At 70.4% G+C, this 15,424-nt stretch carries 15 protein-coding genes; 5 read left to right on the plus strand and 10 right to left on the minus strand.

The genetic code is table 11. The features are described 5' to 3' along the window. Positions 1-282 precede the first annotated feature (282 nt). On the plus strand, positions 283-1,269 hold the full coding sequence (locus E1292_RS00960; protein ID WP_132590989.1) for an AraC family transcriptional regulator: 987 nt from the start codon (positions 283-285) through the stop codon (positions 1,267-1,269). A 116-nt stretch (positions 1,270-1,385) separates the two neighbouring features. Here E1292_RS00960 and E1292_RS00965 read toward each other — a convergent pair whose 3' ends face one another. From E1292_RS00965 to E1292_RS00975, 3 genes are all read right to left on the minus strand, one after another. Beyond that, positions 1,386-2,138, minus strand: coding sequence for a nitrilase-related carbon-nitrogen hydrolase (locus E1292_RS00965; RefSeq protein WP_165974309.1), 753 nt, complete (start codon positions 2,136-2,138; stop codon positions 1,386-1,388). A 118-nt stretch (positions 2,139-2,256) separates the two neighbouring features. Further along, positions 2,257-2,919, minus strand: coding sequence for a DUF4240 domain-containing protein (locus E1292_RS00970; RefSeq protein WP_132590993.1), 663 nt, complete (start codon positions 2,917-2,919; stop codon positions 2,257-2,259). A 143-nt stretch (positions 2,920-3,062) separates the two neighbouring features. After that, complete coding sequence (locus E1292_RS00975; RefSeq protein WP_132590995.1) at positions 3,063-4,226, minus strand: acyl-CoA dehydrogenase family protein; 1,164 nt, start codon at positions 4,224-4,226, stop codon at positions 3,063-3,065. A gap of 125 nt (positions 4,227-4,351) precedes the next feature. Here E1292_RS00975 and E1292_RS00980 point away from each other — a divergent pair, with 125 nt between their 5' ends. Continuing rightward, the gene (locus E1292_RS00980; protein ID WP_132590997.1) at positions 4,352-5,665 is read left to right on the plus strand and encodes a UDP-glucose dehydrogenase family protein; all 1,314 of its coding nucleotides are present in this window, start codon (positions 4,352-4,354) and stop codon (positions 5,663-5,665) included. A gap of 1 nt (position 5,666) precedes the next feature. Here the strand turns inward: E1292_RS00980 and E1292_RS00985 are convergent, their stop codons facing one another. The 3 genes from E1292_RS00985 to E1292_RS00995 all read right to left on the minus strand — a co-directional run bounded on the left by E1292_RS00985 (position 5,667) and on the right by E1292_RS00995 (position 8,265). Beyond that, positions 5,667-6,545 carry a GNAT family N-acetyltransferase gene (locus E1292_RS00985; protein WP_132590999.1) on the minus strand — a complete coding sequence of 293 codons (879 nt, stop codon included), beginning with the start codon at positions 6,543-6,545 and terminating at the stop codon, positions 5,667-5,669. 65 nt (positions 6,546-6,610) lie between these two features. Then, on the minus strand, positions 6,611-7,120 hold the full coding sequence (gene purE / locus E1292_RS00990) for a 5-(carboxyamino)imidazole ribonucleotide mutase (protein WP_132591001.1): 510 nt from the start codon (positions 7,118-7,120) through the stop codon (positions 6,611-6,613). After that, entirely contained in the window at positions 7,117-8,265 is a 1,149-nt protein-coding gene (locus tag E1292_RS00995; RefSeq protein ID WP_132591003.1) for a 5-(carboxyamino)imidazole ribonucleotide synthase, read from the minus strand. Before E1292_RS00995 ends, purE begins: the two co-directional genes overlap by 4 nt. A gap of 206 nt (positions 8,266-8,471) precedes the next feature. Between E1292_RS00995 and E1292_RS01000 the strand changes: the two genes are divergently transcribed. Further along, on the plus strand, positions 8,472-8,954 hold the full coding sequence (locus tag E1292_RS01000) for a GtrA family protein (RefSeq protein WP_132591005.1): 483 nt from the start codon (positions 8,472-8,474) through the stop codon (positions 8,952-8,954). Here E1292_RS01000 and E1292_RS01005 read toward each other — a convergent pair. Next, positions 8,938-10,215, minus strand: a complete 1,278-nt coding sequence (locus tag E1292_RS01005; protein ID WP_132591007.1) for an ATP-binding protein — start codon at positions 10,213-10,215, stop codon at positions 8,938-8,940. The two genes, E1292_RS01000 and E1292_RS01005, sit on opposite strands and share 17 nt — an antisense overlap. 4 nt (positions 10,216-10,219) lie before the next feature. Beyond that, positions 10,220-10,888 carry a response regulator transcription factor gene (locus tag E1292_RS01010; RefSeq protein WP_043620820.1) on the minus strand — a complete coding sequence of 223 codons (669 nt, stop codon included), beginning with the start codon at positions 10,886-10,888 and terminating at the stop codon, positions 10,220-10,222. 343 nt (positions 10,889-11,231) lie between these two features. On the opposite strand from E1292_RS01010, the gene E1292_RS01015 reads away from it, so the two are divergent. Together E1292_RS01015 and E1292_RS01020 are read left to right on the plus strand one after the other, a co-directional pair. After that, a complete protein-coding gene (locus E1292_RS01015) occupies positions 11,232-12,284 on the plus strand; it encodes a class I SAM-dependent methyltransferase (protein WP_132591009.1) in 1,053 nt (350 codons plus the stop codon). 47 nt (positions 12,285-12,331) lie between these two features. Continuing rightward, the gene (locus E1292_RS01020; protein ID WP_132591011.1) at positions 12,332-14,680 is read left to right on the plus strand and encodes a glycoside hydrolase family 95 protein; all 2,349 of its coding nucleotides are present in this window, start codon (positions 12,332-12,334) and stop codon (positions 14,678-14,680) included. On the opposite strand, the gene bfr is transcribed toward E1292_RS01020, so the two are convergent. After that, entirely contained in the window at positions 14,653-15,135 is a 483-nt protein-coding gene (bfr, locus tag E1292_RS01025) for a bacterioferritin (RefSeq protein WP_132591014.1), read from the minus strand. The genes E1292_RS01020 and bfr overlap by 28 nt on opposite strands. A 24-nt stretch (positions 15,136-15,159) precedes the next feature. Next, a complete protein-coding gene (locus tag E1292_RS01030) occupies positions 15,160-15,375 on the minus strand; it encodes a (2Fe-2S)-binding protein (RefSeq protein ID WP_342775590.1) in 216 nt (71 codons plus the stop codon). Positions 15,376-15,424: the final 49 nt, after the last annotated feature.

A 15,424-nucleotide genomic window follows, 5' to 3' on the forward strand; every position in this document is an offset into this window, starting at 1 on the left:
GGGCGTGGGGGTCGCGGGAGAGGCGTGAGCCGGCGTCAGAGAGGTGAAGCACAGAGCGCCCACGGTCACGGTGAGGCCGACGGCGGTCCCTGTCCTGCGGTTCATCACTTGATCGCTCCATGTGTGCACGCAAACGACTGACAGTGGTCAAGGACCGTAGTTGAGTTGTCAAAAGAGTGCAAACAGTGACGGTTGGTGACAATGGGGCGAAGTGCCGATGAGTCCCTAAATGTCCGGCAAGCCGTCTGTTAGCGTCATTCGTGCAGCGAGAGGGTGGTGCACATGTCGGCGAACGGCGTGGCGATCCAGTTCGTACGCGCGGCCGTCGCCTCCGCGGAGACGGCCGATCTCGACATCGGACGCACGCTGCCCGCGCTGACACGGCCCGGCGCCACCCACGTCGGCTGCGCCCAGACCGTCGAGGCGATGCGGGACCTGTGGCGGCGCAGCGACGACGAGCTGCTCAGGCTCGGGCCGCGGCCGATCCCGCCCGGCACCTTCCGGATGATCTCGCTGGGGCTGATCCACGCGCCCGACCTGCGGGCCGCGCTCGAGCGCCTGACCGAGTTCGCGTCGATCACCACGGGCTACTCGCGCAGCCGTCTCGTCGTCGACGGCGCCATCTGCCGGATCGAGATCGCCGCCGAGCCCGGCGCCCGCGTCCCGCCGTTCGCCGCCGAGATCATGCTCGCCCTCGTGCACCGCTTCCCCGCGTGGCTCGTCGCGCGGCGGATCGCGCCGTCCCGGCTGGAGCTGCCCTTCCCCGAGCCGGAGTACAGCGCCGAATACCTGCCGGTCTTCGGCCGGATGCCCGTCTTCGACGCCCCGGCGGTCTCGATCAGCTTCGACGCCCGGCACCTCGCGGCCCCCGTCGTACGGAAGGAAGCCGACCTGCTGCGCTACCTCCGCCGATGGCCGGCCGACCTGATCCTGCACCGCGACTACGGCACGACGACCGCCGCCCGCGTGCGCAACGTCCTCGAACGCGGCGACACCACCGAATGGACGCGCGCCGACGACGTGGCCGCCAGGCTGTCGATCAGCCCCCAGCACATGCGCCGGCTCCTGCGGCAGGAGGGCACGTCGTTCCAGCGGATCCGGGAGGAGGTGCTGCGGGACATGGCCGTCGCGAGCCTGGAGCGCGGCAGGGAGTCGATCGAGGAGATCTCCTCGCGGCTCGGGTTCTCCGAGCCCAGCGCGTTCCGGCGGGCCTTCACGCGCCGGGTCGGCAGCCCGCCGGGCGAATACCGCGCCCGGCACACCGCCTGACCCGGGACCTGCCGCGCCCGCCCCGCCCTCCGACCCGCGCCCGGCCCGTCGATTGGCCCGTCGATTGGCCCGTCGATTGGCCCGTCGATTGGCCCGGGCCATCGCGTTGAGCCGGGCTATCGCGTGCGGCGGCGGACGGCCAGGCCGATCGCGACGGCCGTCCCGGCCAGGCACGACCAGGCGAAGGCGTCGCCGATCACCCGGTAGACGGTGGTGGCGCCGCGTACGGGCACGTCGGAGAAGACCACGTGCCGGTCGCCGGCGGCGTAGTCGTGCGCGGCGAGCACCCTGCCCTGCGGGTCGAACGCCCCCGACACACCGAACTCGGCCTGCCGGACCATCGCGTACCCGTTCTCGACCGAGCGCAGGCTCGCCTTCTGGCTGTGCACCGGCCCGATCTCCGCCCAGTCGCGTGCGGGCACGAGCATGATGTCGGCGTCCACGCGCATCAGCTCGGGGAAGTCCGCGTCGAAGCAGATCACGGTGGCCAGCCGCCCGTACGGCGTCCGCGCGACCGGCACCACGCCGTCGCCCGGCGGGTAGAACTCCAGGCCGGGGATGGGATGAGCCTTGTTGTAGACCCAGACCCGCGTGCCCGCCGGGTCGTACAGGTAGGTGCGGTTGGCCGCGTACGGCGCCTGCGGCAGGACGACGGACACGGCGGCCTGCAGGTAGATCCCGCCCTCCCTGGCCACGGCGGCCACCTGGCCCAGGAACGCCTGCTCGTCGGCGGCCAGGACGCCGGCCGCCTGCTCGGACCACATCACGATCTTGGCGCCCGCCTGCCCCGCCTCCCGCGACCTGGCCAGCAGGTTGGCGTTGACCTTGCCGAAGGCCGCCCGTACGGTCGCCTGGTCCTGTCCCGCCACCTGCTGGGGGTGAGGTCCGCGCTGAGCGTGGCGCGCAGTTCGCGGGTGACCGAGGTGTCCGGGCTGATGCCGGCGACCCGCACGGTGCCGCCGTCCGGCGGGAGGACTGCCAAGGCCATCAGGTAAGGCCATAGTGCCGGGCGAGCCGTGGAAGACGACGGACGAACTCTGCCTCGTCGCCGAAGTTCCATTCCTCGCCGTCGGGCTCCGCGAGGGGAGTCAGAAAGGGAAACTTGCTGTGGACGCCTTGTGCGCGAACGGCCTCCCCCAAGCTGTCCGTTTCGAGGCCTGTCGCGCGCTTGTAGGGCTCGAAGGTGACGTAGGCGAATGACTCGAACTCGGGGTCGTCCTCACGTGGCCACACCTCGCGACGGGTGTAAGTGACCCGCTTCAGGCGGAACTTGCCGTCGCGGGACCACGTCGTCCGACGATGAGAGAAGTTCTTCATCAACTCCATGATCCGCTGCGCCTCCGGCAGCTCAAGGATCCGATCAGGGCAGTCGGCGACTTTCTCGAAGGCCTCACGGCCAAGGCTAATCAGCCAGTTCACGAAGTATTCGAAGCCATCGGACGACCCGAATCCGGTGATGGTCCAGAACACCGCGTACATGTCCCAGGAGCAGGCTCGGTTGGCGCACAGCGTGAACCAAGCGTCGTAGTCCACGATCTCCTCGGCGGTCAGGCCGGAGAGCTGATCCTCCAGCCACGCCACTCGTGCTCGCCGGTTGTCGGTCTCGCGGGCCGAGCGTTCCACCAGTTCCCAGAAGCCTTCAATGTCCACAAGCCGCGATCATGGCACCTTGCGGACCTGTTGCCCAGTGATCACGGAACAGCGACGGAACAGCGCTCTTCCGTACCGCTCGACTGGCACACCAAAACCCGGGGCCGTACGCGCTCAACCCCGGGTTTCTGCACGTCATAGACCTACTTCAAGAGCTGGCGGGCCATCACCATGCGCTGGATCTGGTTGGTGCCCTCGTAGATCTGGGTGATCTTGGCGTCGCGCATCATCCGCTCCACCGGGAAGTCCTTCGTGTACCCGTACCCGCCCAGCAGCTGCACCGCGTCCGTCGTGATCTCCATGGCGGCGTCCGAGGCGGCGCACTTCGCGGCGCTCGACAGGAAGGTCAGGTCCTTCTGGGGTTCGCCGTTCATGGCTCGCTCCGACTTCGCCGCCGCGTGGTACGTGAGCTGCCGGGCCGCCTCCAGTTTCATGGCCATGTCGGCGATCATGAACTGCAGCCCCTGGAAGTCGGCCACGGGCCGGCCGAACTGCTTGCGTTCCTTGACGTAGCCGATCGCGTAGTCGAGGGCTCCCTGGGCGATGCCGAGGGCCTGGGCGGCGATGGTGACGCGGGTGTGGTCGAGGGTGGCGAGGGCGGTTTTGAAGCCGGTGCCGGGGTCGCCGATCATGCGGTTCGCCGGAATGCGTACGTCGTCCAGGATCACCTGGCGGGTGGGTGAGCCCTTGATGCCGAGCTTCTTCTCTTTAGGCCCGAACGAGACGCCTTCGTCGGATTTCTCGACCACGAAGGCGGAGATGCCGCGCGCCCCGGCGGACGGGTCGGTGACCGCCATGACCGTGTAGTACTCGGAGATGCCGGCGTTCGTGATCCACATCTTGGTGCCGTTGAGCACGTACGCGTCGCCGTCCGCGACCGCGCGGGTCTTCATGGCCGCCGCGTCCGAGCCCGCCTCCGGCTCCGACAGCGCGTACGAGAACATGGCCTCCCCCCGGGCGACCGGCGCCAGGTAGCGGGACTTGAGCTCTTCCGAGGCCGAGAGCAGCAGCGGGACCGTGCCCAGTTTGTTGACCGCGGGGATCAGGGAGGTCGACGCGCACGCGCGGGCGACCTCCTCGATGACGATCACCGTGGCCAGCGCGTCCGCCCCCGCGCCGCCGTACTGTTCGGGGACGTGGACGGCGTGCAGGTCGGCCGCGACGAGCGCCTTGTAGACGTCCCAGGAGAACTCCTCGGTCTCGTCGGCCTCGGCGGCATGCGGTGCGATCTTCTCGTCGGCCAGGGCGCGGACGGTCTCCCTGAGCAGGTGGTGTTCCTCGGCGGGCGCGTAAAGAGGGAAGCTCATGCGACGAATACTAGGACGTCCGACCATCTTGTTACCAGCGGGTACGGTTTGCAAAAGGGAGGAGGTGGCACGAAGGAGATAGCGAGGGCCGGTAGCATGCCTCAGCGATCGAAAGGAGCTCTCTCGTGCCATATCGCCTCACGGTGATCGGGACCGGATACCTGGGAATCACCCATGCGGCGTGCATGGCCGATCTCGGATACGACGTCCTGGGCCTCGACATCGACGCCGACAAGATCAACCGGCTCAACAACGGGCAGCTCCCGATCCACGAACCCGGGCTCGAAGCGGTCCTCCACCGCGGGCTCGAGTCCGGCCGCCTTCGCTTCACCTCGTCGTACGAAGAGGTCGCGGCCTTCGGCGACGTGCACTTCATCTGCGTCGGCACCCCGCAGAAGCGCGGCGAATACGCCGCGGACGTCTCCTACGCGGACAACGCCATCGAATCCCTTGCCCCGCTCCTCGACCGGGAATGCCTGGTGGTGGGCAAGAGCACCGTACCCGTCGGCACCGCCGAGCGGCTGGCCGACAAGCTCACCCGGCTCGCCCCCGCGGGCGGCGAGGCCGAGCTGGCCTGGAACCCCGAGTTTCTGCGGGAGGGTTTCGCGGTCAAGGACACGCTCCACCCCGACCGCATCGTGCTCGGCGTGCGCAGCGAGCGGGCGGAGAAGGTGCTGCGCGAGGTGTACGAACCGCTGGGCGAGGTCCCGTTCGTGGTGACCGACTATGCGACGTCCGAGCTGGTCAAGACGGCCGCGAACGCCTTCCTCGCCACCAAGATCTCCTTCATCAACGCCATGGCCGAGGTCTGCGAGGCCGCCCACGCTGACGTCAAGCAGCTGTCCGAGGCGCTGTCGTACGACGACAGGATCGGCGGGCGCTACCTGAACGCCGGGCTCGGCTTCGGCGGCGGCTGCCTGCCCAAGGACATCAGGGCCTTCATGGCGCGCGCCGGCGAGCTGGGCGCGGACCAGGCGCTGACGTTCCTGCGCGAGGTGGACGACATCAACATGCGCCGGCGGGCCCGCATGGTCGACCTGGCTAGGGAGCTGGCGGGCGGCTCGTTCCACGGGTGCACCGTGGGCGTGCTGGGCGCCGCGTTCAAGCCCAACTCCGACGACATCCGCGACTCCCCCGCGCTCAACGTCGCCGTGACCATCGGCCAGCAGGGCGGACGGGTCACCATCTACGACCCGATCGCGCTCGACAACGCACGTAAGGCTCATCCCGAGCTGAACTACGGCGATTCCGCCGTCGAGGCGGTGCGCGGGGCGCACGTGGTCCTGCTGCTCACGGAGTGGCAGGAGTTCCTGGCGCTCGATCCGGAGCAGCTGGGTGCGGTGGTCGCCACCCGGCGCATCGTCGACGGCCGCAACTGCCTCGACCCCGAGATGTGGCGCTCGGCCGGCTGGCACTACCGCGCCCTCGGCCGCCCCTGAGTCATCGCAGGTGGAGCACCCACTGGGTGGTCAGCGGGCGATAGCCGCGGCGCGCCCAGAACGGCGTGGACAGCGGGTTGGGCAGCGCGTGGTGGAGCATCATCGACACCACTCCCTGCGCCGCCGCGTGACGGTGAGCCACGTCGACGAGCGCCGGGCCCACGCCGCGGCCACGCCAGGCCGGCTCGACGTACATGACGCCGAGGTACGCCACCGGCGCGTCCCGCACGTCCTTGCCGATCCAGCGTGAGCGGCCCGGCGGCTGGACGATGACGCAGCCCACCGGCCGGCTGCCCGCCTCGGCGATCCAGCACCACTCCAGCGGCAGCACCTCCGACGCCACGAGCTCCTTGATGCGCGCCGGGGTCGAGTCGCGCACGGCCACCCAGCCGAACTGCGCGTCGTAGGCCACCAGCCGCTCGTACATCCGCACGACGGCCTCCGCGTCGTCCGGGGTGGCCCGGCGGACGGCGGGCGCGCTCACCTCGCGCTCGCCGAGCCGGCGTACGGCGGCCACGGAGATGGGCGCGAACCCCCGCACGGCCAGAGCCCTGACCGGCGCGGTGTCCCTGCTCGGCCACGACACGGCCAGCGCCTGCCCCGGACCGGGATCGCGTAACCCCGCCATCCACCGGTCGAGCAGCCCGCCGAGCGCGGCCTCGGGGTCGGGACCACCGACGCGGGCCTGGAGCCGGTGGACGACGGGCGGCGACCAGGAGGCACGCAGATTTTCCTGGTCGATGCGGTCGACGGAGGCCAGCCCCGCGGCGTCGCGGGTCTCGAACCGCACCCCGCCCGCGCCGGGCAGCTCGTCGTGGCCCGCGACCAGCGGGTCGGCGGCCCGCACCCGGGCGGCGTGGCCCCTGATCACGTTGTCCATCCACGGCACCCTAGCCGCCCGGCCAGGCCCGTGGGAGCGCTTTCACGGGGGCGTCCGCGCCCGGGTCAGAGCTCGGCGGCCTCGGCCCGCAACCGCTCACCCTTGGCGTACGCCTGCTCCTTCAGCCGCGCCTGGAACTCCTCCATGCGCGCCCGCAGCCCGGCGTCGGAGGCGGCAAGAACGCGTACGGCCAGCAGCCCCGCGTTGCGGGCCCCGCCGACGGCCACGGTGGCCACCGGCACCCCGGCCGGCATCTGGACGATCGACAGCAGGGAGTCGAGCCCGTCGAGGTGTCTGAGCGGCACCGGCACCCCGATCACCGGCAGCGGCGTGACGGAGGCCAGCATGCCGGGCAGGTGGGCGGCGCCGCCGGCGCCGGCGATGATCACCTGGAGGCCGCGGGAGGTAGCCTGCCGGCCGTAGTCGATCATCTCGACCGGCATGCGGTGGGCCGACACCACGTCGGCCTCGAACGTCACCCCGAACTCCGCGACCGCCTCGGCGGCGGCCTTCATGACCGGCCAGTCGGAGTCGCTGCCCATGACGATGCCGACGCGCGCCTCAGGGGAACTCATGTGTACTCCCCGGTGGTGAGGTAGACGGCGGCGTGGCGGGCGCGGGCGCGCACCTGGTCGAGGTTGGAGCCGAGGGCCGTCACGTGGCCGATCTTGCGGCCGGGACGCACCTCCTTGCCGTAGAAGTGCAGTTTGATGCCCGGATCGTGGGCGAGCACGTGCTCGTAGCGCTTGAACAGGCCGGGGTCGTCGCCGCCGAGCAGGTTGGCCATGACGACGACGGGCGCGGTCATCGTGGGCGAGCCGAGCGGCAGGTCGAGCACCGCCCTCAGATGCTGCTCGAACTGCGAGGTCCTGGCGCCCTCGATCGTCCAGTGGCCGCTGTTGTGCGGCCGCATGGCCAGCTCGTTGACCACCAGCCCGTGCGCGGTCTCGAACAACTCCACCGCCAGCAGCCCGGTCACCCCCAGCTCGTGGGCGATCTTCAGGCCGATGCGCTGGGCCTGGGCGGCGTCTTCGGGGTCGAGCCCGGGTGCGGGGGCCAGCACCTCGACGCAGATGCCGTCCTGCTGCACGGTCTCCACCACCGGGTAGCTGACGCCCTGCCCGTGCGGCGAGCGGGCCACCAGCACCGCAAGCTCCCGCTCGAACGGCACGAACGCCTCGGCCATCAGCTCGACGCCGGTCGCGAACGCCTCCGCGACGTCCGCGGCCGTCCTGCACACCCACACGCCGCGGCCGTCGTAGCCGCCGCGCACGGCCTTCAGCACCACCGGCCAGCCGTGCTCGCCGGCGAAGCGCTCGGCTTCGGCGGCCGTCCCGACCCTGGTCCAGGCCGGGCAGGGCACGCCGATCGCGGTCAGCCGCTCGCGCATGACCGCTTTGTCCTGGGCGTGCACGAGGGCCTCGGCTCCTGGGTGCACGGTGTGGCCGTCGGCGACCAGGGCCCTGATGTGCTCGGTGGGCACGTGCTCGTGGTCGAACGTGATCGCGGCGCAGCCCTTGGCGAACGCGCGGAGGTCGCCGAGGTCGCGATAGTCTCCGACACGCGCGTCGGTGATCACCCGGGCGGCGCTCTCGTCGGGGGCCGCGGCCAGCACCCGCAGTTCGACGCCGAGCGCGATGGCGGGCGGCTGCGTCATCCGGGCGAGCTGACCGGCGCCGACGATGCCCACGACCGGTCCGATGGGGCTGTAGGAACTCACGCCAGGTGAGCTTACCGGGACGGAACGACTTCCCCCGACGGGCGACCTTCCAGATCATGGCCGGTTATCGGGCATGGCAGGGGTTAGGCCGTTTTCGCGATGAACGTTCCTTTGCGCGGTATGTTCATCTGTCTGACACCGGGCCTACACGGTGACCGGTACGCTGAGTTGGTCAGGCTCGACAAGGGAAGGAACCGGACAGAGACGTGGACCTTGCCAAACGCCTCTACGAGCGGTTCGCCTCCCTGGTGCATGAGCTGGCCAAGTTCGGCAGCATCGGGGCCATCGCGTTCGTGCTCGACACCGGCGCCTACAACCTCTTCCTGCTGGGGGTCGGCTTGGGGCCGCTCACCTCCAAAGTCTTCGCGACCACGATCTCGGCGACGTTCGCCTACCTGGGCAACCGCTACTGGACGTTCCGGCACAGGGAGCAGAGCGGGCTCGGGCGCGAATATTTCCTGTTCTTCCTGCTCAACGGCATCGCACTGCTGTTCGGGCTGCTGGTGATCGGCTTCACCACCTACACGCTCCACCTCGACGACGGCCTCAGCGCCAACATCGCCAACATCATCGGCGTCGGGCTCGGCACGCTGTTCCGCTTCTGGTCGTACAAGAAGTGGGTGTTCCTGGAGGCGACCGAGCCCATCCCGGTCGAGCTGCCCGAGGCCGGGGTCAAGCAGGACCGCTGACCACGCGGTTGCCGCCGTTCTCCTCGGCGGGGCGCAGGAAGACGGCGAACGTGGCCGGGCGCCGGCGCACCAGTTCCAGCCTGCCGCCGTCGGCGGCGGCCAGCGCGCGGGCCAGCGTCAGGCCGAGTCCGGTGCCTCCGCCGCCGCTGACGTTCCGCTCGAAAATCCTTGGGGCGATCTCGTCGGCGATGCCCTGGCCCTCGTCCGCGACCTCGATCACCACGTAGTTGTCGCCGCAGGTGGAGGTCACGGTGACGGCGCCGCCGCCGTGACGCAGGGAGTTCTCCAGCAGCGAGGCGATCACCTGGCCGAAACCGCCGGTGGTGGCCATCGCCTTCAGCCCGCGGGTGCCGTCCAGCCGGATCTCGCGGCCCGCGTCGCGGAAGACCGGCTCCCACTCGATGATCTGCTGGCCGAGGATCTCGTCGATGGCGACCGGATGCGCCTGGGCGTGGCGCTGGCGGCGGGCCGCGGCCAGCAGCTCGTCGATCACGGCGGTGAGCCGCTCCGCCTGGACGATCGCCGCCTCGCCCTCCTCGCGGACGACCTCCGGCTCGCCGGAGGAGGCGACGATCTCCTCCAGCCGCATGGTCAGGCCGGTCAGCGGCGTGCGGAGCTGGTGGGAGGCGTCGGTGGCGAACTCGCGCTCGCGGGTGAGCAGATCGGAGATGCGGGTGGCGCTGCGGTCGAGCACCTGGGCCACCCGGTCGAGCTCGGGGATGCCGTAGCGGTGTTTGCTCGGCCGCGCGTCGCCCGAGCCGAGCCGGTCGGCGATCTTCGCCAGGTCCTGCAGGGGGAGTGTCAGGCGGCGCGACTGCACCACGGCCAGGCTCACGGCCACCGCCAGAGCGGCCACGGCCAGGGCCACGATGAGCAGCAGGCGAGCGGCCACGTCCTGTTCGACCTGGTCGCGGTCGCGACTGATCCGGACGTAGACGCCGGTGTTGGTCTGGGCGTCCTCCGTCATCAGGTGACCGGACGGCGGGGGCGAGCCGACCACGGTCACCCGGAGGGGGGTTCCGTGTTCCCAGATCTGGATGTATCTTCCCGGGTATTTCTGCTCCAGCTGCTGGGGGTCGAGTGGCGTCTCCTGGACACGGGCGTATTCCACCTCCCCCACGAGACGCTTGGCTTCGGACCCAAGCTCCTGAGCCGCTTCGTCGACGATCAGGCGACTCACCACGACGCCCAGGGGGACCCCCAGCAACAGGACCGCGATGACCGCGACGACCAGGGTGGAGGTGAGCAGTCGGCGGCGCATCCGCCTACTCGCGTTCGAACCGGAAGCCGACTCCCCGGACGGTCGTGATGTAGCGGGGCTTGGCGGCATCGTCGCCGAGCTTGCGGCGCAACCAGGAGATGTGCATGTCGAGTGTCTTGGTCGAACCCCACCAGTTCGTGTCCCACACCTCCCGCATGATCTGCTCGCGGGTGACGACCTTGCCGGCGTCGCGCACGAGCACGCGCAGCAGGTCGAACTCCTTGGTCGTCAGGTGGAGCTCCTTCTCCCCCATCCAGGCCCGGCGCGAGTCGGCGTCGATGCGCACCCCCTGGACGACCGGGGTCTCGGAGGTGCCGCGCCGCAGCAGGGCGCGGACCCTGGCGAGGAGCTCCGCCAGCCGGAACGGTTTCGTCACGTAGTCGTCGGCGCCCGCGTCGAGCCCGACGACCGTGTCGACCTCGTCGACGCGTGCGGTGAGTATCAGGACCGGAGTGCCGTGCCCTTCGGCGCGGATCCGGCGGGCCACCTCCAGACCATCCATTTCGGGCAGGCCAAGGTCGAGAACGATGAGGTCTATGCCGCCCGACAGGGCCCTTTCCAGGGCCTGCGGGCCATCGGGGCTCACCTCGACCTGATAACCCTCGCGGCGTAGCGCACGCGCGAGCGGCTCGGAAATCGAGGTGTCATCCTCGGCTAGAAGTACGCAGGTCATGAAGCGATCGTAGGACCTTAGGCGATCGTTTCCCGGGCACAGCGCGCGGTTTGACTCGTAGTTGACCTATCCATTGACCTGGGCAAACTCGGCTAAATATCATTTAGTCAGGATTAAATTACCGTGATTATCGACGCGAAACTTGGCGGCCCGTACGCGACGCGCCAGAGTGACCATTCCCCCGGCACTTTCCGCCGATCACTTTCCACGGCCGGGCGCCCGGGTAGGGGAGGCGTCCACGGCGGCAGGTTGTGTGGCGAACGACCTCCCCGGCGACCTTTTCCAGAGCCACGCCCGCGCCGATCCTCGATCGGAGCCCGGACGGAAGAAGGAGACGATCACGATGACCACGAGCACCGGCGAGTTCGCCGACCGCCTGCTGGGATCGGCACTCGGCACCATCGACCTGCTCTCCATGCACATCGGCGACCGGATGGGCTGGTATCGCGCGCTGGCCGCGCACGGCCCGGCCGGCGCCGCCGAACTGGTCGCCCGTTCCCGCGGCCACGAGCGGTACGCCAGGGAGTGGCTGGAGCAGCAGGCCGCCACCGGGATCCTGGAGACCACGGAAGACGGCCGCTTCGCCCTTCCCGGCGGCGCGGCGGAGGTGCTGACCGACGAGTCCAGCCTGTCCTACCTCGCCCCGCTGGCCCGGATGCTGGCCGGGGCGTCCGTCCAGCTGCCCGCGCTCCTGGACGCCTACCGCGACGGCGGCGGGGTGCCCTGGGCGACGTTCGGGGCCGACATGCGGGAGTCGCAGGCCGACATGAACCGGCCCTGGTTCGAGCACGCCCTGCCGGACGCGCTCGCGGGCGTGCCCGGCCTCGACACCGTGCTGCGGCGCCCCGGCGCCCGCTTCGCCGACGTGGGCTGCGGCGGCGGATGGTCGGCCATCGCGCTGGCCAGGGCCTACCCCGAGGCGACCGTGCGGGGCGTCGACATCGACGGCCCGTCCGTCGAGCTGGCCACCCGCAACGCGGCCGGCGCGGGTCTCGGCGACCGGGTGACCTTCCGGCGTGGCGACGCGGCCCTGCTGGACGAGGGCCGCTACGACGCCGTCTTCGCCTTCGAGTGCGTGCACGACATGCCGCGGCCGGTGGAGACGCTGGCGGCGGCGCGGCGGGCGACGACCCCGGGCGGCGCCGTAGTGATCATGGACGAGGCCGTCGGCGACTCCTTCACGGCCCCCGCGGACGACGTCGAGCGGCTGATGTACGGCTTCAGCCTGCTCATCTGCCTGCCCGACGGGATGAACGAGCAGCCCTCGGCCGCCACCGGCACCGTGATGCGGCCGGGCACGTTGCGCCGGTATGCCCGCGAGGCCGGCTTCTCCGACGTCGAGATCCTGCCCATCAAGGACTTCGGCTTCTGGCGCTTCTACCGGCTCATTCCCTGACCAGAGATCGGATGTCTCGCCAGATAACCCTGCTACCCTGAGGCCGCATGGCTGACATTCCCGGAGATACACCCGATGACCTGACGCTCTGGTACGACGATCCGGCCACCGACTGGGAGACCCAGGCGCTGCCCATCGGCAACGGCGCCCTCGGAGCGATGGTCTTCGGCGGGACGCGCACCGAGCGGCTCCAGTTCAACGAGAAGACGTTGTGGACGGGCGGCCCGGGGTCGGCACAGGGCTACGACTTCGGCAACTGGGCCTCGCCCCGTCCGGACGCCCTGGCCGGGGTCAGGCGGCGGCTCGACCGCGACACCCGGATGTCACCCGAGGAGGTCGCGGCCGAGCTGGGGCAGCCGAAGTCGGGGTTCGGGGCGTACCAGACGTTCGGCGACCTGTGGCTGGAGATGGCGGAGGGCGGCACGGCCGGCGGCTACCGGCGGGAGCTGCGCCTGCGGGAGGCCGTGGTCAGGGTCGGCTACACCGCGGGCGGCGTACGCCACACGCGCGAATACTTCGCCGGCCATCCGGCGAACGTGATCGCCGGGCGGCTCTCGGCCGACCGGGCGGGCGCGGTGTCGTTCACGCTGCGCGCGTCCTCGCCGCACCTGCCGCCCGGCGGGCAGGTCGGCGTCGCGGAGGGGCGGCTGACGCTCAAGGGGGCGCTGGCGGACAACGGGCTGAGGTACGAGGCCCAGGTGCACGTGGTCGCGGAGGGAGGCACCCGCGCGGACGGGGACGGACTGATCACGGTCACCGGGGCCGACAGCGCGTTCTTCGTGATGTCGGCGGGCACCGACTACGCCGGGACGTACCCGGCGTACCGCGGGGACGACCCGCACGCCGCCGTCACCGCCGCCGTGGACCGGGCCGTGGCGCTGGGCTACGACGCGCTCAGGCGGGCCCACCAGGACGACTACCGGGCGTTGTTCGACCGGGTGGGGCTGGACCTCGGGCAGCGGGCGCCGTCCGTCCCCACGGACCGGCTGCGGGCCGCCTACACGGGCGGACCGGAGGCGGACGACCGCGCGCTGGAGGCGCTGCTCTTCGCCTACGGCCGCTACCTGCTGATCGCCTCGTCGCGGCCCGGGTCGTTGCCCGCGAACCTGCAGGGCGTCTGGAACGACTCCACCACCCCGCCCTGGTCCGGCGACTACCACACCAACATCAACCTGCAGATGAACTACTGGCCCGCCGAGGTGACGAACCTGGCCGAAACGGCGCGGCCTTACGACGACTTCGTCACGGGGCTGGTGGCGCCGGGCGAGGTGACGGCGCGGGAGATGTTCGGGGCGCGCGGGTGGCTGGTGCACAACGAGACGAACCCGTTCGGGTTCACCGGCGTGCACGACTGGGCCACCGCGTTCTGGTTCCCGGAGGCGGCCGCCTGGCTGACCCGGCAGTTGTACGAGCACTACCTGTTCAGCGGCGACACCCGCTACCTGCGCGAGACCGCCTACCCGGTGATGAAGGGGGCCGCGGAGTTCTGGCTGGACACGCTGCACACCGACCCGCGCGACGGCGGCCTGGTGGTCTCGCCGAGCTACTCGCCCGAGCAGGGCGACTTCTCGGCCGGGGCGTCGATGTCGCAGCAGATCGTCTGGGACCTGCTCACGAACGTGGCCGAGGCCGCCGGCACGCTGGACGTCGACGCCGCGTTCCGCGCGCGGGTGCGGGAGGCGCTGGCCCGGCTCGATCCCGGGCTCCGGATCGGGTCCTGGGGGCAGCTCCAGGAGTGGAAGGCCGACTGGGACGACCCCGGGAACACGCACCGGCACGTGTCCCACCTGTACGCGCTCCATCCCGGGCGCCAGATCACGGCGGAGAGCCGCGAGGGCGAGGCGGCCGGGGTCGCGCTGACGGCCAGGGGCGACGGCGGCACCGGCTGGAGCAAGGCGTGGAAGATCAGCTTCTGGGCGCGGCTGCTCGACGGCGACCACGCGCACACGATGCTGCGCGAGCAGCTGCGGCACTCCACGCTGGACAACCTGTGGGACACGCACCCGCCGTTCCAGATCGACGGCAACTTCGGGGCCACCGCGGGCATCGCGGAGATGCTGGTGCAGAGCCGGCCCGGCGAGATCCACGTGCTGCCCGCGCTGCCGTCGGCCTGGCGTACGGGGTCGGTGCGCGGGCTGCGGGCCAGGGGCGACGTGACGGTGGACGCCTCCTGGCGTGACGGCGCCGCCGAGCGCATCACGCTGCGCACTGGACGCACCGGCCCGATCACGTTACGTTCGGCGGCCATCACGGACGGCAGCCGGGTGCTGGACGGGCGGGGCGGCCACGCGGGCGCGCACCGCTCCGGCCGCACGCTGACCTGGAACGCCGCCGCAGGGGCGGCGTACACGGTCGTGACGGGGAGCGGTCAGTCCGCCGAGGGAGGCTCGGCGTAGCGGGCCAGGTAGAGCTGCTCTCCGAGGCTGCGGATAAGGTCGAGCTCCGTCTCCAGGTAGTCGATGTGCACCTCTTCGTCCTCGAGGATCTCCTCGAAGATGCGGGCGGAGGTGACGTCGCCCTTCTCCCGCATGAGCTGGATGGCCGGCCGCAGCCGCTGCACCACCGACAGCTCCACCTCCAGGTCGGCCCTGAGCTGCTCCTCGACGGTCTGGCCGATGTGCAGGGTGCCCAGGCGCTGGTAGTTGGGCAGCCCTTCGAGGAACAGGATGCGGTCGGTCAGCCGTTCGGCGTGGCGCATCTCGTCGATCGACTCAGCGCGGGTGTGCTCGGCAAGCTTGGTGTATCCCCAGTTCTCCTGCATCTTGGCGTGCAGGAAATACTGGTTGATCGCGGTGAGTTCGGCGGTCAACTGCTCGTTGAGCAGCTCGATGATCTGCTTGTCGCCCTGCATGGCAGGCCCCTTGCTGCTATCCGGCTATGCGGTCGTCAGTTCTTCAGACCGTTTCAGGATGGCACAGATTTTCCGTACACATCGGGCACAGTCACCACCAGCCCCGGTGGTGTCACGGATCTGCTTCGCACTGGTGGCCCCGGCGGCAATGCAGTCGTGCACCTCGTTCTCGGTCACAGCACGACACACGCACGCGTACATCCGGGGACAAGCCTCTCTCGAGCCAAGGGGGAACATCATTAGGTAAGGCACACCTAAGGTAGCCCACTTTGGTTAGGCTTGCCTACGT

The sequence above is a fragment of the Nonomuraea deserti genome (assembly GCF_004348685.1).
In the GTDB taxonomy this organism is placed as follows: domain Bacteria; phylum Actinomycetota; class Actinomycetes; order Streptosporangiales; family Streptosporangiaceae; genus Nonomuraea; species Nonomuraea deserti.

Coding starts and splice junctions, on each gene's coding strand:
- E1292_RS00985 (WP_132590999.1), bottom strand. CDS start 6,545: ATGGACAACGTGATCAGGGGCCACGCCGCCCGGGTGCGGGCCGCCGAC.
- purE (WP_132591001.1), bottom strand. CDS start 7,120: ATGAGTTCCCCTGAGGCGCGCGTCGGCATCGTCATGGGCAGCGACTCC.
- E1292_RS01005 (WP_132591007.1), bottom strand. CDS start 10,215: ATGCGCCGCCGACTGCTCACCTCCACCCTGGTCGTCGCGGTCATCGCG.
- E1292_RS01030 (WP_342775590.1), bottom strand. CDS start 15,375: ATGATGTTCCCCCTTGGCTCGAGAGAGGCTTGTCCCCGGATGTACGCG.
- E1292_RS00975 (WP_132590995.1), bottom strand. CDS start 4,226: ATGAGCTTCCCTCTTTACGCGCCCGCCGAGGAACACCACCTGCTCAGG.
- E1292_RS00960 (WP_132590989.1), top strand. CDS start 283: ATGTCGGCGAACGGCGTGGCGATCCAGTTCGTACGCGCGGCCGTCGCC.
- E1292_RS01015 (WP_132591009.1), top strand. CDS start 11,232: ATGACCACGAGCACCGGCGAGTTCGCCGACCGCCTGCTGGGATCGGCA.
- E1292_RS01020 (WP_132591011.1), top strand. CDS start 12,332: ATGGCTGACATTCCCGGAGATACACCCGATGACCTGACGCTCTGGTAC.
- bfr (WP_132591014.1), bottom strand. CDS start 15,135: ATGCAGGGCGACAAGCAGATCATCGAGCTGCTCAACGAGCAGTTGACC.
- E1292_RS01010 (WP_043620820.1), bottom strand. CDS start 10,888: ATGACCTGCGTACTTCTAGCCGAGGATGACACCTCGATTTCCGAGCCG.